This is a genomic window from Planococcus halotolerans (assembly GCF_003289955.1).
Classification (GTDB): Bacteria; Bacillota; Bacilli; order Bacillales_A; family Planococcaceae; genus Planococcus; species Planococcus halotolerans.
The window spans coordinates 367,285-382,997 of sequence record NZ_QLZR01000002.1; the positions used below are offsets into that span (position 1 = coordinate 367,285).

Consider the following 15,713-nt stretch of genomic DNA (forward strand, 5'->3'; position numbering starts at 1 on the left):
AAAACGATTTGAAAGAGGGATTTTCATGGCATTTGATGGATTATTTACAAAAGCGATGACCAGTGAACTGCAACAGCTGGTCAGCGGAAGAATTTCAAAAGTTCATCAGCCCAATCAGCTTGAACTGCTGCTCCACATCCGCTCACAAGGAAGCAACCATAAATTATTGATTTCGATCCACCCTTCGTATTCCCGGATTCATTTAAGTAAACAAGCGAACACGAACCCTTCTGAACCCCCGATGTTCTGCATGCTTCTCCGCAAGCATATTGAAGGCGGCGTCATCACAGAAATTTCCCAGCACGGAATGGACCGGCTTATCATTTTGAGAATCAAGGCGAAAAATGAAATCGGTGACGACATCGAACGGGAACTCCATGTCGAGATGATGGGGAGGCACTCAAATGTCATCCTGGTCGACTCGGAACGAATGATGATTCTCGACAGCCTCAAGCATCTACCGCCGAGCGTCAACTCATTCCGTACAATTTTGCCCGGACAGCCTTATATCTTCCCGCCGTCCCAAGACAAAAAGCATCCGTTTACCAATTCGGACGCACTCATCGATCTGGATGAAAAGGAATTGGTACAGCAGTATGCCGGTTTTTCTCCGCTGACTGCGCGTGAATTGCATCACCGATTGACAACGGCCGCCGACAAGGAATCGGCCGCTGAAAAATTTCTTGAAGATTTCAGCCAAGAAAATCCTGTCGGCTATTATGTCGAGCAGGACAGCAAAAGCTTCTTCTCGGCGACTCCTCTGGAACATTTGGATGCCCAGGGTCTCAGCTTTCCTAACCTCGGTGAATTGCTTGACCGTATGTATTATGCTAAAGCCGAGCGCGACCGCGTCAAACAGCAGGCAGGCGATCTTGAGCGCTGGCTGCAGAACGAAATTTCAAAACTGAAACTTAAATTGAAGAAATTGAAAAAAGAGCAAGATCAGGCAGAAAAACGCGACCTTCTCCAATTGAACGGTGAACTGATCATGGCCAATCTCCACCGCATCCAAAAAGGCATGAAAGAAATCGAAGTGGACAATTATTACAATGAAGAAAAAGTTTTGATTCCTCTCGACCCGCGGAAGACGCCTATTGAAAACTCTCAGAAGTTTTATTCGCGTTATCAGAAAGCCAAAACCGCTTTGGTCAAGACCCAGGAACAAATCGAAAAAACCGAAGATGATATCGCTTATTTCGAAACTTTAATGTCACAAGTGCAGCAAGCCGGAATTTCCGATATCGAAGAAATCCGCGAAGAGCTTGCCGAACAGGGATATATGAAGGCACAGAAATCGAAGAAGAAGAAAAAACCGACCAAACCTTCCGTTGAGCCTTACGTTTCAAGCACCGGCATTCCAATATCGGTAGGCAAAAACAATAAGCAGAACGATTACGTCACCTTCAAAGTGGCTTCCAAATCCGATACTTGGCTGCATACAAAGGACATTCCAGGTTCACATGTCATCATCCACGATTCGGAACCGGACGAAGAAACCATTCTTGAAGCTGCAACGATTGCTGCCTATTTCAGCAAAGCGCGGGAATCATCATCGGTACCCGTAGACTACACAGAAGTTCGGCAAGTGAAAAAGCCGAACGGCGCAAAACCGGGATTCGTCATCTACTTCGAACAAAAAACGGTTTTCGTCACACCGGATGAAGAACTCGTCATCAAACTGAAAAAATGATTCTTGGAAACAGCCGTCAGCATTTTGGAGACGGCTGTTTCTTGTTTACATAAGACTATTATTTACTTTAAATTGCAGGAATATTCTGTGTTTTAAAATTCAGTCTCTATGTTATTGCCCTCTTACACGCTTAATGCTATGTTTTTAAAGGACTATAATACAAGGAGGTAAATTTTATGGTGAAAATGAAAAAGATGTTCTTTGCCCCGGCACTATTGGCAGCTTCAGCGCTGGTTTTAGCTGCATGCGGCGGAGATGAAGATACTGCAACGGAAGAAAAGACTGCATGGGATGAAATTCAGGAAGAAGGCACATTGACTGTTGCGACTTCCGGAACTTTATTGGCAACATCATTCCGCGACGAAGAATCTGATGAACTTACCGGATTCGAAGTGGAAGTTGCGCGTGAAGTGGCTGAACGCCTCGAACTTGATATCGAATTCAAGGAAATGGGCTTTGATGAAATGCTGACAAGTGTGCAGACTGGCCAAGTCGATATCGCAGCCAATGACATTGAAATTACAGAAGACCGCGCTGAAGAGTTCATCTTCTCGACTCCTGTGAAATATTCATACGGCACAGCAGTTGTCCGTGAAGACGATCTATCAGGAATTTCTTCACTGGAAGATCTTGAAGGCAAAAAAGCGGCAGGTGCTTCCACTTCCATCTACATGGAAATTGCCCGCAGTTACGGTGCTGAAGAAGTGACTTATGACAACGCATCAAACGAAGTCTACTTGCGCGACGTTTCAATCGGCCGCACAGACGTCATCCTGAACGACTATTACCTTTCAACTTTCGGTGTAGCTGCATTCCCGGAACTCAATATCACAATCCACCCGGACATCAAATACGCTCCATCTGAAGTTGGCCTTGTCATGAATAAAGACAACGAAGAACTAGCTGAAAACGTCAACCGCGTTTTGGATGAAATGCTTGAAGACGGAACCATCACTGAAATTTCCGAAGAATTCTTCGGCGGTGCAGATGTATCGGTTGAGCCTGATATTGAGGAATAGAGAATTGGAAACGGCCGCTTAGCTCTGAAAAGCATAAGGCGTAATAGCGGAGCGGCGTTCTTTGCCGCATAGCTAGGCCGGCTTATGACCCAAAAAGCTAGGACGCTGGAGTCTGGACACTAAGAAACAAGTTGAAACAAACGGAGGGGTTCGATGAATGAAATTGAATGGGGATTGTTGTTCGATCCAGTTTTAGCGATCGAATCCCTCCCCTATGTACTTGAAGGCATATGGTATACATTACTCATTTCGGTCGTCAGCATGCTATGCGGATTAATCATCGGATTTTTCCTCTCGCTTGCCCGGACATCTCCGGTCAAGCTCATGCAATATCCGGCGAGACTTTACATTTCCTTTATGCGCGGCGTGCCGATACTCGTGATTTTATTCCTTCTGTATTTTGCATTGCCCGTCATCGGCATTGAATTTACAGCGGTACAAGCAGCCTTGATCGGCTTCAGCATCAACAGTGCCGCTTATATCGCGGAAGTATTCCGGTCATCACTCGCTTCAGTCGATAAAGGCCAATGGGAATCTTCCACTGCGCTCGGGCTCACTTACTGGCAGACGATGCGGCGCATCATCCTTCCGCAATCTGTGCGGATTGCCGTGCCGCCGTTATCCAACGTCTACCTGGATCTGATCAAAGCGTCGTCGCTCGCAGCAATGATTACCGTACCGGAAATTTTCCAGAAAGCACGGACAGTCGGAGCTCGCGAATACGACTTGCTGACGCTGCTGATACTGGTGGCATTGATCTACTGGGCAATCTGTTCGGTCATGACTGTGCTGCAGAATTACCTCGAGAAGCGTTATGCGGATTATTTATAGAATAAAGAGGCGGTCGCGTGAATTCGCGGCAGCCTCTTTTTTGTGGAATTCTTTTCTTGTGAAATGCTGTGGTTGTGTTGAAGTAGGTTTTGATTTGAATAAAAAATGCGTTTATGCACCTATAATTTCCATAATTATTTTAGTGCTGGTCTCTGCAAGAGACATTTAAATTTTATCAGCGATTTTCTCGTGTTTATCGGCGATTTTTGAAGCTTTATCGGCGATTTTTTTATGTTTATCGGCGATTTTTCAACGTTTATCGGCGATTTTTTAAAATCAGCAATTAAAATACAATGAAAAAAGTTCTCTATATCACCCTCGTCATACAGAAAAATTTTTCTGTAAAATATTGGATTTGGCTCTTTCAATAGACTACTATGAGTGAATAAAGGTTCTGGCTAAATCTCAATATTTCCCATTAATAATTTCTGAATCAAAATTTTTAAGACTCCTATCAATTTATCGTCGATTTTCCGGAGTTTATCGTCGATTTCCGATAGTTTATCGTCGATTTTTTTAGGTTTATCGTCGATTATCAAGCGTTTATCGTCGATTCCTTAATTTCAGCAATAAAAACCCACACAAAAAAACCCTCTATTTCACCACCGTGAAATAGAGAACTTTTCTGTTAAATATTGGATCCGCGCTACCTATAAAATCACCACACTTCAACCCGCTCAACAACTCTCACCCATAAAAATCGTCATCACTATCCTCGTCACTCTCCGGCATATACATGACTTCCCATAAATGTCCGTCGATGTCTTCGAAACTCCAGCCGTACATGAATTCGTTGTCCATTTTATCGTTGGATGCGGAAGCGCCTGCCGCTAACGCGTTATTTACGATTTCATCCACGCCCGCCCGGCTGTCCGCTGTGATGGAGACGATTACCTCCGTGCTGGCGGCTGAGTCGGATAACGCTTTGCCAGTGAAGCTTTTGAAATAATCTTCAACCAGCAGCATTACATATATATTGCGGCCGACTATCATGCACGCAGCGTTTTTGTCCGTCATCTGTTCGTTGAATTCAAATCCGATATCACCGAAAAACTGCATTGATCTGTTCAGGTCTTTTACTGGTAAATTAATAAAAATATGATTGGATTGGATCGCCATGGTTTTCTCCTTTCATTTTCCTCTATTGTCTATAGTATTCGAGGGAAAGCGAAAGTGTCCTGCAAGAGCCGGGAAATTTTACATTTCGTCCGGTGCATGGATTCCGAGCAAACGGAGGCTTTCCTTCAGCACCACAGTAACGGAGAAAACCAAAGCCAGTCTTCCCTCCAGATGTTCATCATCTTCCAATACTTTCACGTGGCTATAGTATTTATTGAAATCCTGCGCCAATTCAATCGCATACCTGGCTATGACCGATGGTTCGCTTTGCTCAAAGCTTTTTTGAATCATCTCCGGAAATGCAATCAGGTCTTTGATGACTTCCCAACTGTAGCTGTCGTCCAGTCCCACAGCCGTAATCTCTTCCGCCGTCATACCCGATTTCCGCAAAATCGAGCAGGCTCTGGCATGGGTATACTGCACATAGGGACCCGTAGTACCTTCAAAACGCAGCATTGCTTCCAGTGAAAACTCGACATTATTCTGCCGTTCCGTCTTCAAATCATGAAAAATCACTGCACCGACGCCCACCATTCGTGCGGTTTCCGCTTTATTCGCCAGTGCCGGATTCCGCTCTTCGATATTTTTTTCCGCCAATTCAATCACGTCTTTTAACACCTGGTCCAATAAAACCACTTTCCCTTTACGGGTCGACATCTTTTTCCCGTCTTTCAATATGAATCCGAATGGAATGTGTGCCATATCATCCGACCAGTCATATCCCATCTTTTTCAGCACCAATTTCAATTGCCTGAAATGCAGCGTCTGTTCCTGCCCGACCACGTACAGCGATTTTGCAAAATGATAATTTTCTTTTCTATATAGAGCCGCCGTCAAATCCCGTGTACCGTAAAGCGTTGCGCCGTCACTTTTCCTGATCAGAAAAGGCGGCAGCCCTTCTTCGGTCAAATCAACCACTTCTGCGCCTTGGGACTCCGTAAGCAATTCCTTCGACTTCAGCAATTCGATGGTCGCAGCCATCTTATCGTTATAGAAGGCTTCCCCGGCATACGAGTCGAAATCCACTTCCAGCAATTCATAAATTTTGCTGAATTCCTTCAGCGATTCATCTTTAAACCATGTCCATAATTCTTCCGCTTCCAAATCGCCATTCTCCAGTTGCCAAAACCACTTTCTGGCATCGTCTTCCAGGCCGGGGTCATCCTTGGCTTCCTCGTGAAATTTGACATACAGCGCCAATAATTCCGGTATAGCATTATCCTTCACTGCCGCTTCATCGCCCCATTTCTGATACGCGACGATCAACTTTCCGAACTGCGTGCCCCAATCTCCCAAATGATTGATCCCAACTGCTATATATCCCACCTTTTCAACGATTTTCGCCAATGAATTCCCAATGACTGTGGATCTCAGATGTCCCATCGAAAAAGGTTTGGCAATATTGGGAGATGAAAAGTCGATGGTGATATTTCTGCCTTGTCCTAAATCGCTCACGCCATACGCTGCCCTTTCTTCCAGTATCGTCTGTAAGGTATCTTTGCTGACGACAGATTTCTTAAGGTAGCAATTCACATATGGTCCTGCGGCAGCTACTTTCTCGAAGACAGGATGCTTTATTCGCTCCGCCAGCTCGCCGGCAATTAAATGCGGTGCCTTGCCTTGGCTCTTCGCCAATGAAAAACAGGGAAATGCCAAATCGCCCTGGCCATCAAACTTCGGTTTTTCCACTAAACCCATTATGCTTTCCAAAGACATGGTGCCATCCAGATTTTTCACAATTTCCTCGGCAAATAACTTGTTATAATCCATCATTATACTCCTCCATTTTTCCGGTAAAATAGAAAAATCCCGTCTCTAATGTAAATTAGAGACGGGATTCCCGCGGTACCACTCTGATTGCCCGGTAAACGGACCTGCTTAAAGCGATAACGGCGCCAGCCGACCTGCCCTACTCGAGTTCAGGCGGTTTCTCAGATATGCGGTTCGGAATACTTCGGCCACCAGGCTTCCACCATCCCCGGCTCGCTTGGACACTCCATATCCCTACTCTTATCTTCCCAGAATTTAATGTATTTTTATTATCTTACCGATTTCCATAATTTGTGTCAATGTTTGTTGAGACTTTTTCGTATTTGAGGAGAAATGGCAAGCCCAATGAAACCAGAACAATTACAGCTGCTATCGGCAAAATAACCTCCAGTAATCCAAGATTCTGCATAATAATCGAAATATAAATCATGGGCATCAGCAGCAATAAAACCGTCAACAGCCGGGAAGCACTCGCAACTTTATGCACTGTTCCACAATTCCGGCACCGTACTGGCTGAAAAGCGAACCATAATGATTTATAAAGCTGATTCCATTTGAAAGGTTCGTTGCATTCTGCACATTTCTGCATCATTCCGACTCCTTTTTGCTTAAAAAAACAAATCTTTTATTCGCGTAAATTCTTGCCTCTTTGGTACATTGTCTGCATGTTTTCCTCAGGCACCAAAGCGCCTCCGGTTGACCACGCAATGTGCACAGCCTTATCGGGGTCCACTCCGCGTGCAGACAGATATTCCTCTTGGCTCAATTTAACCGGTCCGAGTAAAGACGATGCCGCAGATGGCTCGACAAAAATGTCATCGCCGTCAGCAAGAATCGCCAATAGCCGGTACAATTCCTCGTCTTCAAGAGTGTAAATGCCGCTGATCAATTTTTCACTGATTGACGAAGCGAAACTCGATGGCCTGCCAACTGCAAGACCGTCGCCTTCGGTCAAATTATCGATTCCGAAATCCTGGACGCATACTTTTTCCTTCTCACCCGTCATCAAACCGATCAGGACGGACGGCGAATGCGTTGGTTCCACAAAGAAACAATGGACGGCATCCCCATAAATCTGCTTGAGCCCGAACGTGATGCCACCCGGCGACCCGCCAACACCGCATGGCAAATAAACGACCAGAGGATGTTCCGCATCAATAGTTATACCCAGATCATCCAATTGTTTTTTTAGCCGGAAAGCTGCAGTGCTGTAGCCAAGGAACAGATGCTTCGAGTTTTCATCATCGACAAAATATGCCATTGGGTTCTCTTTTGTCTGTTGACGGCCCTCCAGAATGGCTTCGCCGAAATCGCCTTCAAATTCATGGACAATTGCGCCTTTTGACCGCAGCAAGTCCTTCTTCCACGCTTTCGCATCAGCCGACATATAAACTGAAACGGAAAAACCGAGCTCCGCACTGATAATTCCGATGCTGAGCCCTAAATTGCCTGTAGAACCCACGCCGATTGAATATTGGCTGAAGAAATCCTTAAATTCCTTGGATGCAAACTTTCTGTAATCATCACCCTTAGTGATTATGCCATTCTCCATCGCCAATTGTTCCGCATGATGCAGCACTTCATAAAAGCCGCCGCGTGCTTTGATCGACCCCGCGACCGCCAGTTCATTGTCACATTTCAGAAGCAATCTGCCGGGAATTTTTGTACTGTAAGTGGTTTCTATAATATTTTTAGTAGAGGAAATTTCTTTCAATGGTGACTCGATGATTCCTCCAGCTTCTGCCGTTTCAGGAAACGCTATCGCCAAAAAAGGCGCAAACCGCTGCCACAGCTCCTCCGCTCCCTGCATATCCTCTTTCGTTACGGCCAGTTGCCCGAGATCCGAACTCTTTGTATCATTCGGATTCAGCCATAACACCGGCCGAAAATCCATCACATCGGATAATAAAGGGTACTTCTGCTGCCAATCGTTGAGTTGCTGTTGCGTAACTGCCATTGGAATCATCCTTTCTGCTGAGTGACTGCTTCTCTCCTCATCATACATGAAAATATTGCTGATTTCATTTTCTGTTCTGAATGGGTTTCGGGAATCCAAATTTAATATTTGGAAGAATTTATAATGCAGATAACCCCATCATTAGCTCCCTGTATAATTCGCCATTTCCCGATGCCCTTATCCCACTCCTTAAAACCAATGTATCCTCCAAACCGATTCGCACCCCGCAATTTTTGGCCAGAGCATTATCAATTACCGCCCACGTATTTATCCCTTCTCCGTGATGTACCTGCTCCAATGAATGATTATGCTCGGCTATAAATGTGCTGATCTGGTTGGCTTGGCGAATTGCTTCCTCTCTTTCTTCGAAGAACATCTCAATCAGCACTCGTTCGCAAAATTGATCCAGATTATTCTTCACAAAAATTTCGGCGTCGTTGAGACTCCATATCCCCGCTTCCGGTTTTATCCCTTTATTCTTCAGCAAATTCCAAAGTTCGATGCTTCCCGGCTCTGAGAGATTCACTGAAATATAATCCGGCCGGAATTCCCAGCCCCTGATATTCTTATACCGCCTCTCCGGAGTCATCCCGTTGAACAAATTCGAACTTAAGCCGATTTTTATATCCGGAAAGCGTTGCTTCAAAACCCGCATTTGCGGTGCGAGCAGATGGTTTTCGAATGTCTCCATTCCCTCGTTGTCCCTTAAATGCACATGAAAATGCTCCACTCCAAGCTTTCTCAGTGTATGAATGTCGCCTATTATCTCATCGAGCGTAACGGGGATTCCAGCATGCCCCCGTTTGGTCCGTCCTCCGTTCAAACAAACTTTAATGACCACGCTTAATCACCCCTTTTATATAAATGAAGAACCGGAGTCAGCCAAGAAATCGAAACAATACGAAATACATTCTATAAATATTCTTCGATTTCCTTCCTGGCATTACTCGCCAAGCGAAGATTACTGGTTAGTCACAAATTCATCATTCAAAAATTCACACACTAATTGACAACCCATATAAATAATATTAAGTTCAGAAAAAACCAGAAACTTAATTGCTGAGTTTCCGGTTCACTAGTTAATCATTTATTAATATCATTAAATTATAAAATACAACAAGACGGACCCGATAAAACTAGGTAAAGCGATCAGTAATATAGTGTTCGATGCATTAATCGTGTTATCTAATTTTATAACGGCTAAATTTCCCAGCACTGGCGCAGAGGAGCTGATGAAACCCGTTTTTAAGAAACCGCCGATTAAGATGCCGCAGAGCCCTATTATTCCGGTCACATTCATAGCAATTTCCAGATTATTTTGCAGCATGAATAATCCGGTTATAAAAACAAAAATTGCGATCCCCAGTATAATTCTTTTCATAAAAGAGCCTCCTATCCTAACCTGTTCCCTTACAATTATCTTCATCTAATAGTTTAGCTTAAATAACTTGCATACTATTCAGGTTTACTTGGTCAGGCTACTGCAATTAAGTTCTCTGCATTTAAGTTGTCATACCCTAACTTCCCCACTTTCCTCTAGGGCAGAACTTTTTCTGGCAGTGCTTGTTTTGCTGGTTTTTCGGGCCAGTTCACCAGGAAAATGCCTGAGAAAATTAGCGCCCCTCCGATTGCCAATGACCACCCCACTTGTTCATCCAGCAACAGCCAGCCTGATATTACACCGAAAAATGGGGCAAGAAACAAAAATGCACTGACTTTTCCCGGGTGTTCTTTTTCCAGCAGGAAGAACCAGATGGCAAATTGAACGATGGATGCGGGAATCGAAAGCCATAACAGGATGGATATTGATGTCGCATTAATCACCAGCAGAGGATCTTCCAGCAATGCACTGCCTGCCAGCAAAATCAAACCGCCGAATAGCATCTGATAAGCCGTTAATACCCACGTATCGAATAATACGCCCCATTTCTTAATCAGCAATGTGCCGATCGCCCACGATATCGCACTGATAAATCCTAAAAGAGTTCCTGCCTCCAGATTCAAATGGCTTCCCATCGTAATAAAAACACCTGCAAAGCCAATCAGAACTCCTCCCCATTGAACCAGCCGGTAATGGATACCCATCAGCAATGTGCCGAAAATGACCACAAGCAAAGGGTTTGTAAACGTCAAAATTGCAGATTCACCTGCAGTAATTGTACGCAAACTCAGGAAGATGGCTCCCATCACTCCCGCTGTCTGTACAGCCCCTATGGTGGCCATCCGAAGCCAGTCCGCTAAACTCTTTGGATGTGTTCTTTTAAACAATAAGATGAAAGCTGCCATTAAAATGCCAGCCAAAGTAAAACGCAGACCAACAAGCAGCAAAGGGGAAAAATAAGACAAACCAATTTTTCCTACTGCAAAGGAAGACCCCATTAAACTTGTCGTTGTTACGATGAGAAATACAAAAATTAATTTATTTTTCAAATGGGCGTCCTCCTTTCTTCTTTATATAATGCAGCTGCTTTGCGGCTTTTTGGGTGATAACAATTTTTGTTATAGGTACTTGGTATATCGTGTTCCAGGCTACCCTTAAAGAGTTGCAATTTATGTATATTAAAACTGCTCAATAAATACCTCACGGCAAAACTTATGCTGGATTTTATTATAGTATAAATCTTATAAACCTCTTTAACACTACAAAAAGCAGTGCTGAAAATCGAATGGGAATTCGTTTAGTTAATTGAATCAGTAGAATCTACTGTGACTTTTACATAGGCCTCAGCAGAACTTGCTTGCACAGAAAAAGGAAGAGTAGCGGTAATCAGGCTGCACTACTCTTCCTATATATTCCCTGTTGAAAAATTAACGACTTCAAATCAATTAGAATTGATTATTTAATCTAAAATACTTTTTATCATTTTTTTATATTATACAACTTTAAACCAAAAGCATTAAACGGATTACTTCACCGCAGCTTCAGTTCTTATTTCCTGATGAAGTACTTCGCCGATGCGCTTCATGCCTTCGATGATCCGGTCTTCAGAAGCGTTTGAAAAGTTTAAGCGGAGCGCATTACTTTGTGAGTCGGTTGCGAAAAAGGCATCTCCGGGAAGCACAGCCACACCTTTTTCAAGGCAGGATATTGAAATTTTCCTGGCATTTATAGTATCCGGAAGTTCTACCCAAACAAATAGTCCGCCTTCCGGTTTCACACAGGAAACCGCTTCAGGAAAGTACTGATTTACACATTCATACATTACGTGACATCTATCATGATAAGTGGCGTTGATTTTTTCGATATGGGCGTCAATATCATTTTGTTCCATATACTTCGAAGTAATCCTTTGCGCGAAACCATCAGAATGCATATCCGCAGATTCCTTGAATGCCATATATTTTTCGATTATCAATTCATCGGCACAAATCCAGCCAAGCCGAAGTCCAGGCGCGAATATTTTAGAAAAAGAGCTCATGTAAATGACGCGGCCTTCTGTATCAAAATGCTTGATCGGTGGAATTTGAGTACCGGAAAAGCGGATGGCGCCATACGGGTTATCTTCCAAAATAAGTACGTCATATTGTTGAGCAAGCTCAAGCATCCTTTTTCTTCTTTCCAAACTAAGTGTACGGCCTGTCGGGTTTTGGAAATCTGGAATAGTATAGATAAATTTCGCATCAGGATTCTCTTGGAGCTGTTGTTCCAACGCTTCCATGAGCATACCGTTTTCATCCATTTCGACGTCTACGATATTAGCGTTGCATATGTTGAAAACGTTAAGCGCCGCTAAATAAGTCGGGCTTTCACATATGACCGTATCGCCCTCATCAAGAAGCAGGCGTCCGGTCAGATCAATCGCCTGCTGGGAACCTGACGTAATCATAACTTGATTTAAATTTGCCTGTATTCCGATTGCCTCCATCCGCTCCAAAGTTTTACGGCGGAGAGGGCTATACCCCTCAGTCGGGCTGTATTGAAGAGAAACTGGTCCGTCTTCAGTAAGAACAGCTTCACTTGCTTTCTTCAGTGCCTCAATAGGGAAAAGTTCAGGAGCAGGAAGACCGCCAGCGAAAGAAATTAAATCTGGTTGTTCTGCAGCTGTTAAGATGATTCGCATATCCGAGGGTTTCATCATATTGGCTCTCTTAGTGAATTTATGAATCATTTTCTGATCCTCCTATGTACAGTGATTGAAAACCGGCTTTATTATTGTCCCGTCCGATTGTTATTTACTAAACTGCTCAAATCAGTGCAGCAACTCATTAATAAATAACTTAGACCTTGGACTCTGTAACGGATAATAGAATTACTTACTATTTCCTTAAGAAAACATATTACACTATTTTCACATTCAATATGTGCTTACTGAATAAAGTTTTGATACTAGTTCGATCTTATTTTTAAATCGACTTCAGCTTTTATAATATTCTTTCACGGAATGGGAGCTACACTCTAGAATCTTAATCTATGTTTTGAATTTAATGAGAATATCAGCAGCCCTTCTATTTTCCAAATAGTTGAAACTATCAGTATCCTCCATCGTATACACTTAAGAAGGCTTTTCTAATTTCAGCCATCATCTATAGCCTCCTCTTTGTTTCGGAAATAAAAATTTATTACCTTAGGAGGAAATAAGATGAAGCAAGCAATTATTTTCACTTTAACTTTCCAGGTGCTTGGCATTTTAAATTTATTGATCTCGATCCTGTTCGACTTGAATTTTGCCGATGTCTCCATTCCATTAGGCGTGGTCTGCGTTGGTTTTGCTCATAGTTTCACAGGAGGAACCAGTCCTTATATGCGGCAGTCAGATATGGAAACGCGGGGCGAAACCGGCATTCGAATGCCATTCATGAATAAAGCAGCACGCACTTCATTTATCTTTTTCGGTTCTCTTGCTTACTTTCTGTTTGCACTTATTTTGACGCTCTTTTTTTACAGGGAATATTTCATCGGATAATCACAGCTGTTTAAAAACCATTCACCGAAAGGAGGGCTCTTCTTGAAAAATCTCTTGCTTCTGCCTTTAAAGTACTTGCTTGGTTTACTCGGAATCCTGTTGATCAGCTGTGCCCCTATTCTTTTTACACCTGGTCAATTATTCGACTTCCGGCTCTTTTTCCTGACGTGCTGGCAAGTGCTGAAAGAATTGTTGAATCCTGCAGCTTGGCAGCTCAATTACCGCGTCCCGGGCACATTCGATACAATTGACGTGTCATTTTCCGACTATTTTACCGGTCCTTATCTATATTCGATGCCAATTTTGATAGCTTCGCTTCTTCTTGCACTTTTGCTGTCATTTATCCTGGCCGTCATGGCCATGCTGTCGAAAGGACACGCAAAACCACTCCTTCTGCAAACTACAAAAGTGTTGGAGTCGTTCCCGGATTTTTCATACATATTCCTGATTCAAATCGCGGTTGTCCAATTCTACGCGGTAACCGGCTTACTAGTTCTAAATTTCTACAGCTTAGGAGATGCGTTGGTCTACTTGGCTCCGATCCTTTGCTTGTCGGTGTTGCCAACCCTATTGTTTTTCAAGCTCTTTATTTTGCTGTTTGAGGCTGAATGGAAAAGACCATATTTTGACCTGGCTAAAGCCAAGGGACTAGGCAACGCAGAGATATTACTGAAACATTGCACCTCCAATGTTTTAAAGAGCTTGTTCTTTCAATCCAAGTCCATTGTATGGCTCACCATCTCCTCTTTGCTCATCATTGAGCACCTGTTTGGTATAAACGGAATCCTTTACTATCTAAGAAGCGATTTTTCACCCATAGGAATCACATTTATACTCGTGACTGTTTTTACTCCGTTTTTTCTATTTTATAGTCTTGCTGAACTTTTGATTAATAAAGAAGGAACTGAAAGAAATGCTATATTCGGTAAGTTTAATTTATCCATATTGGATGTTATTCAGTTGCGTTCTCTCATTTCCAGGCTTTTCAGGAGAAAAGAAGTTTTGAATCCAATACGAAGATTCCTATCTTTTTTCGGTAAACGCTTGAAAATCACTATTCCTTTTTTAATTGTTCTGGGACTCTTTTCTATCAGTGTCGGCTACTATCTCTTTTTCGATGACCAGGTTGGGCAAACGCAGTACTTATATGCAGATGATGGCGGCATGCTAAGCGGTGCACCGCATCCTCCTTCTTCCGAACTTCCATTCGGTACGGATCCTTATGGTTATTCGATTTTTCAGCAATTGCTTGTGGGCATCAAATATACCATCGCTATTACGCTCATTATTGCAACGGTCCGCGTCGTTGCAGGTTATGTATTCGGCTTCATCTATGTCTTTTATTTGAACAATAAATTCAGAAAAGCCGTGACGTCAATTGCCGATGGAATGCATTTTCTGCCATTAAGTCTGCTGGTCTATGTACTGCTCGTGCCGATACTCATCGGCCATGGTGAATGGACCACCACTTTAACCGAGCGTCTCGCTATCCAAGTACTGATTATGGCATTAATTGTGCTGCCGATTACTATGAGTTCGATCGGCAATGAAATGAACGAAACGCTGAAGAAAGATTATGTGCAGAGTTCAGTCTTGATGGGAGGTTCTCTGATATGGATTTTGATTAAGCACATCAATCCACAGCTGTGGCCAAAGCTTGTGCTGAACTGGACACAGCATGTCGTGCAGGTGCTTCAAATGTTTATACATTTGGGTATTTTATCGATTTTCGTTGGCGGTGCAAAAGCTCAAGTAGATTCTCCCCGACTCATTCCGGAAATATACGAGTTATCCGGAATGATTGCTATTTCCAGAGAGGCGTTTCTGACACAGCAATTCTGGATGATCCTCCCACCAATTTTTGTCTTCATGCTGCTGATATATTGCTTCAACACAATGGCCGAGGGAATGGCCGAGAACAAGCAGGTTCCTGCAGTCAGTAAAAATGAGGAAGTTAAAAGCATTCAACAGGCGACTGACTTGGAATCTCCAAATTTCGCCAGATTAAAGGAAAGGAATCAATTAGGATAGTCTTTATGTTTGAAGGAGGGACAGCTAAGATCAGCTGCCCCTCCTTCATTTATGTTTTCTAAAATTTTTCCTGTCTTCTGTTAGTTACCAACCCGATTCCACTTCTTGAGATAGCTCAGTTGCAGAAATGAGAATGAATATTCCGAGCACGATTGTCAATATGGCGACGGTAAAGAAAGGAACAGCAGCTAATTCAAATTCTCTCCATGCCAGAAATGTAATGATTATATACCCCATTGTAATAAAACCCTGTAACCGTTTTGTTTTTCTGGAGACATACTGAACTTCCTTACAGTTCGGGCATGCATTCCCTAGATTATGCTCCCCATGGGCTTTAAGTGTTTTTTTCAAATTCCATTTCTGGTTACAGTTTGGACAATGCGGCATTCCTC

14 protein-coding genes and 1 other annotated feature are annotated in these 15,713 nt (G+C 43.2%); of the genes, 5 read left to right on the forward strand and 9 right to left on the reverse strand.

Going from position 1 to position 15,713, the window contains the following annotated elements; translation table 11 throughout:
* Positions 1-25 precede the first annotated feature (25 nt).
* From DP120_RS06490 to DP120_RS06500, 3 genes are all read left to right on the forward strand, one after another.
* Positions 26-1,690 carry an Rqc2 family fibronectin-binding protein gene (locus DP120_RS06490; RefSeq protein WP_112222841.1) on the forward strand — a complete coding sequence of 555 codons (1,665 nt, stop codon included), beginning with the start codon at positions 26-28 and terminating at the stop codon, positions 1,688-1,690.
* A 185-nt stretch (positions 1,691-1,875) separates the two neighbouring features.
* On the forward strand, positions 1,876-2,709 hold the full coding sequence (locus tag DP120_RS06495) for a transporter substrate-binding domain-containing protein (protein WP_112223262.1): 834 nt from the start codon (positions 1,876-1,878) through the stop codon (positions 2,707-2,709).
* Between the two features lie 153 nt (positions 2,710-2,862).
* Positions 2,863-3,540, forward strand: a complete 678-nt coding sequence (locus DP120_RS06500) for an amino acid ABC transporter permease (RefSeq protein ID WP_112222842.1) — start codon at positions 2,863-2,865, stop codon at positions 3,538-3,540.
* A 687-nt stretch (positions 3,541-4,227) separates the two neighbouring features.
* Here the strand turns inward: DP120_RS06500 and DP120_RS06505 are convergent.
* From DP120_RS06505 to DP120_RS06540, 8 genes are all read right to left on the reverse strand, one after another.
* Positions 4,228-4,659 (reverse strand): VOC family protein, encoded by a 432-nt coding sequence (locus DP120_RS06505; protein ID WP_112222843.1) that lies wholly within the window; start codon positions 4,657-4,659, stop codon positions 4,228-4,230.
* Positions 4,660-4,737: 78 nt separating this feature from the next.
* Complete coding sequence (argS, locus tag DP120_RS06510) at positions 4,738-6,429, reverse strand: arginine--tRNA ligase (protein WP_112223263.1); 1,692 nt, start codon at positions 6,427-6,429, stop codon at positions 4,738-4,740.
* A gap of 54 nt (positions 6,430-6,483) precedes the next feature.
* Positions 6,484-6,688 (reverse strand) — a binding site (T-box leader).
* A gap of 15 nt (positions 6,689-6,703) precedes the next feature.
* A complete protein-coding gene (locus tag DP120_RS06515; RefSeq protein ID WP_165843731.1) occupies positions 6,704-7,018 on the reverse strand; it encodes a TIGR04104 family putative zinc finger protein in 315 nt (104 codons plus the stop codon).
* Between the two features lie 36 nt (positions 7,019-7,054).
* The gene (locus DP120_RS06520; protein WP_112222845.1) at positions 7,055-8,386 is read right to left on the reverse strand and encodes a D-serine ammonia-lyase; all 1,332 of its coding nucleotides are present in this window, start codon (positions 8,384-8,386) and stop codon (positions 7,055-7,057) included.
* A 118-nt stretch (positions 8,387-8,504) separates the two neighbouring features.
* On the reverse strand, positions 8,505-9,227 hold the full coding sequence (locus DP120_RS06525) for a 3-keto-5-aminohexanoate cleavage protein (protein WP_112222846.1): 723 nt from the start codon (positions 9,225-9,227) through the stop codon (positions 8,505-8,507).
* Between the two features lie 258 nt (positions 9,228-9,485).
* A complete protein-coding gene (locus tag DP120_RS06530; protein ID WP_112222847.1) occupies positions 9,486-9,767 on the reverse strand; it encodes a hypothetical protein in 282 nt (93 codons plus the stop codon).
* 155 nt (positions 9,768-9,922) lie between these two features.
* On the reverse strand, positions 9,923-10,816 hold the full coding sequence (locus DP120_RS06535) for a DMT family transporter (RefSeq protein ID WP_112222848.1): 894 nt from the start codon (positions 10,814-10,816) through the stop codon (positions 9,923-9,925).
* A gap of 476 nt (positions 10,817-11,292) precedes the next feature.
* Positions 11,293-12,495, reverse strand: coding sequence for an aminotransferase-like domain-containing protein (locus DP120_RS06540; protein ID WP_112222849.1), 1,203 nt, complete (start codon positions 12,493-12,495; stop codon positions 11,293-11,295).
* A 471-nt stretch (positions 12,496-12,966) separates the two neighbouring features.
* Here DP120_RS06540 and DP120_RS06545 point away from each other — a divergent pair, with 471 nt between their 5' ends.
* The gene (locus DP120_RS06545) at positions 12,967-13,290 is read left to right on the forward strand and encodes a hypothetical protein (RefSeq protein WP_112222850.1); all 324 of its coding nucleotides are present in this window, start codon (positions 12,967-12,969) and stop codon (positions 13,288-13,290) included.
* A 42-nt stretch (positions 13,291-13,332) separates the two neighbouring features.
* Entirely contained in the window at positions 13,333-15,321 is a 1,989-nt protein-coding gene (locus DP120_RS06550; protein WP_205854512.1) for a hypothetical protein, read from the forward strand.
* A gap of 84 nt (positions 15,322-15,405) precedes the next feature.
* Here DP120_RS06550 and DP120_RS06555 read toward each other — a convergent pair whose 3' ends face one another.
* Positions 15,406-15,708: a TIGR04104 family putative zinc finger protein gene (locus DP120_RS06555; RefSeq protein WP_112222851.1), complete on the reverse strand. Its 303-nt coding sequence runs from the start codon at positions 15,706-15,708 to the stop codon at positions 15,406-15,408.
* Between the last annotated feature and the right edge of the window lie 5 nt (positions 15,709-15,713).

Bases quoted from the DNA above. Each gene is read 5' to 3' on its own strand.
- DP120_RS06555 (WP_112222851.1), bottom strand. From the start codon at position 15,708: ATGCCGCATTGTCCAAACTGTAACCAGAAATGGAATTTGAAAAAAACA.
- DP120_RS06530 (WP_112222847.1), bottom strand. From the start codon at position 9,767: ATGAAAAGAATTATACTGGGGATCGCAATTTTTGTTTTTATAACCGGA.
- DP120_RS06545 (WP_112222850.1), top strand. From the start codon at position 12,967: ATGAAGCAAGCAATTATTTTCACTTTAACTTTCCAGGTGCTTGGCATT.
- DP120_RS06515 (WP_165843731.1), bottom strand. From the start codon at position 7,018: ATGCAGAAATGTGCAGAATGCAACGAACCTTTCAAATGGAATCAGCTT.
- DP120_RS06540 (WP_112222849.1), bottom strand. From the start codon at position 12,495: ATGATTCATAAATTCACTAAGAGAGCCAATATGATGAAACCCTCGGAT.
- DP120_RS06495 (WP_112223262.1), top strand. From the start codon at position 1,876: ATGAAAAAGATGTTCTTTGCCCCGGCACTATTGGCAGCTTCAGCGCTG.
- DP120_RS06505 (WP_112222843.1), bottom strand. From the start codon at position 4,659: ATGGCGATCCAATCCAATCATATTTTTATTAATTTACCAGTAAAAGAC.
- DP120_RS06490 (WP_112222841.1), top strand. From the start codon at position 26: ATGGCATTTGATGGATTATTTACAAAAGCGATGACCAGTGAACTGCAA.
- DP120_RS06500 (WP_112222842.1), top strand. From the start codon at position 2,863: ATGAATGAAATTGAATGGGGATTGTTGTTCGATCCAGTTTTAGCGATC.
- DP120_RS06520 (WP_112222845.1), bottom strand. From the start codon at position 8,386: ATGGCAGTTACGCAACAGCAACTCAACGATTGGCAGCAGAAGTACCCT.
- argS (WP_112223263.1), bottom strand. From the start codon at position 6,429: ATGGATTATAACAAGTTATTTGCCGAGGAAATTGTGAAAAATCTGGAT.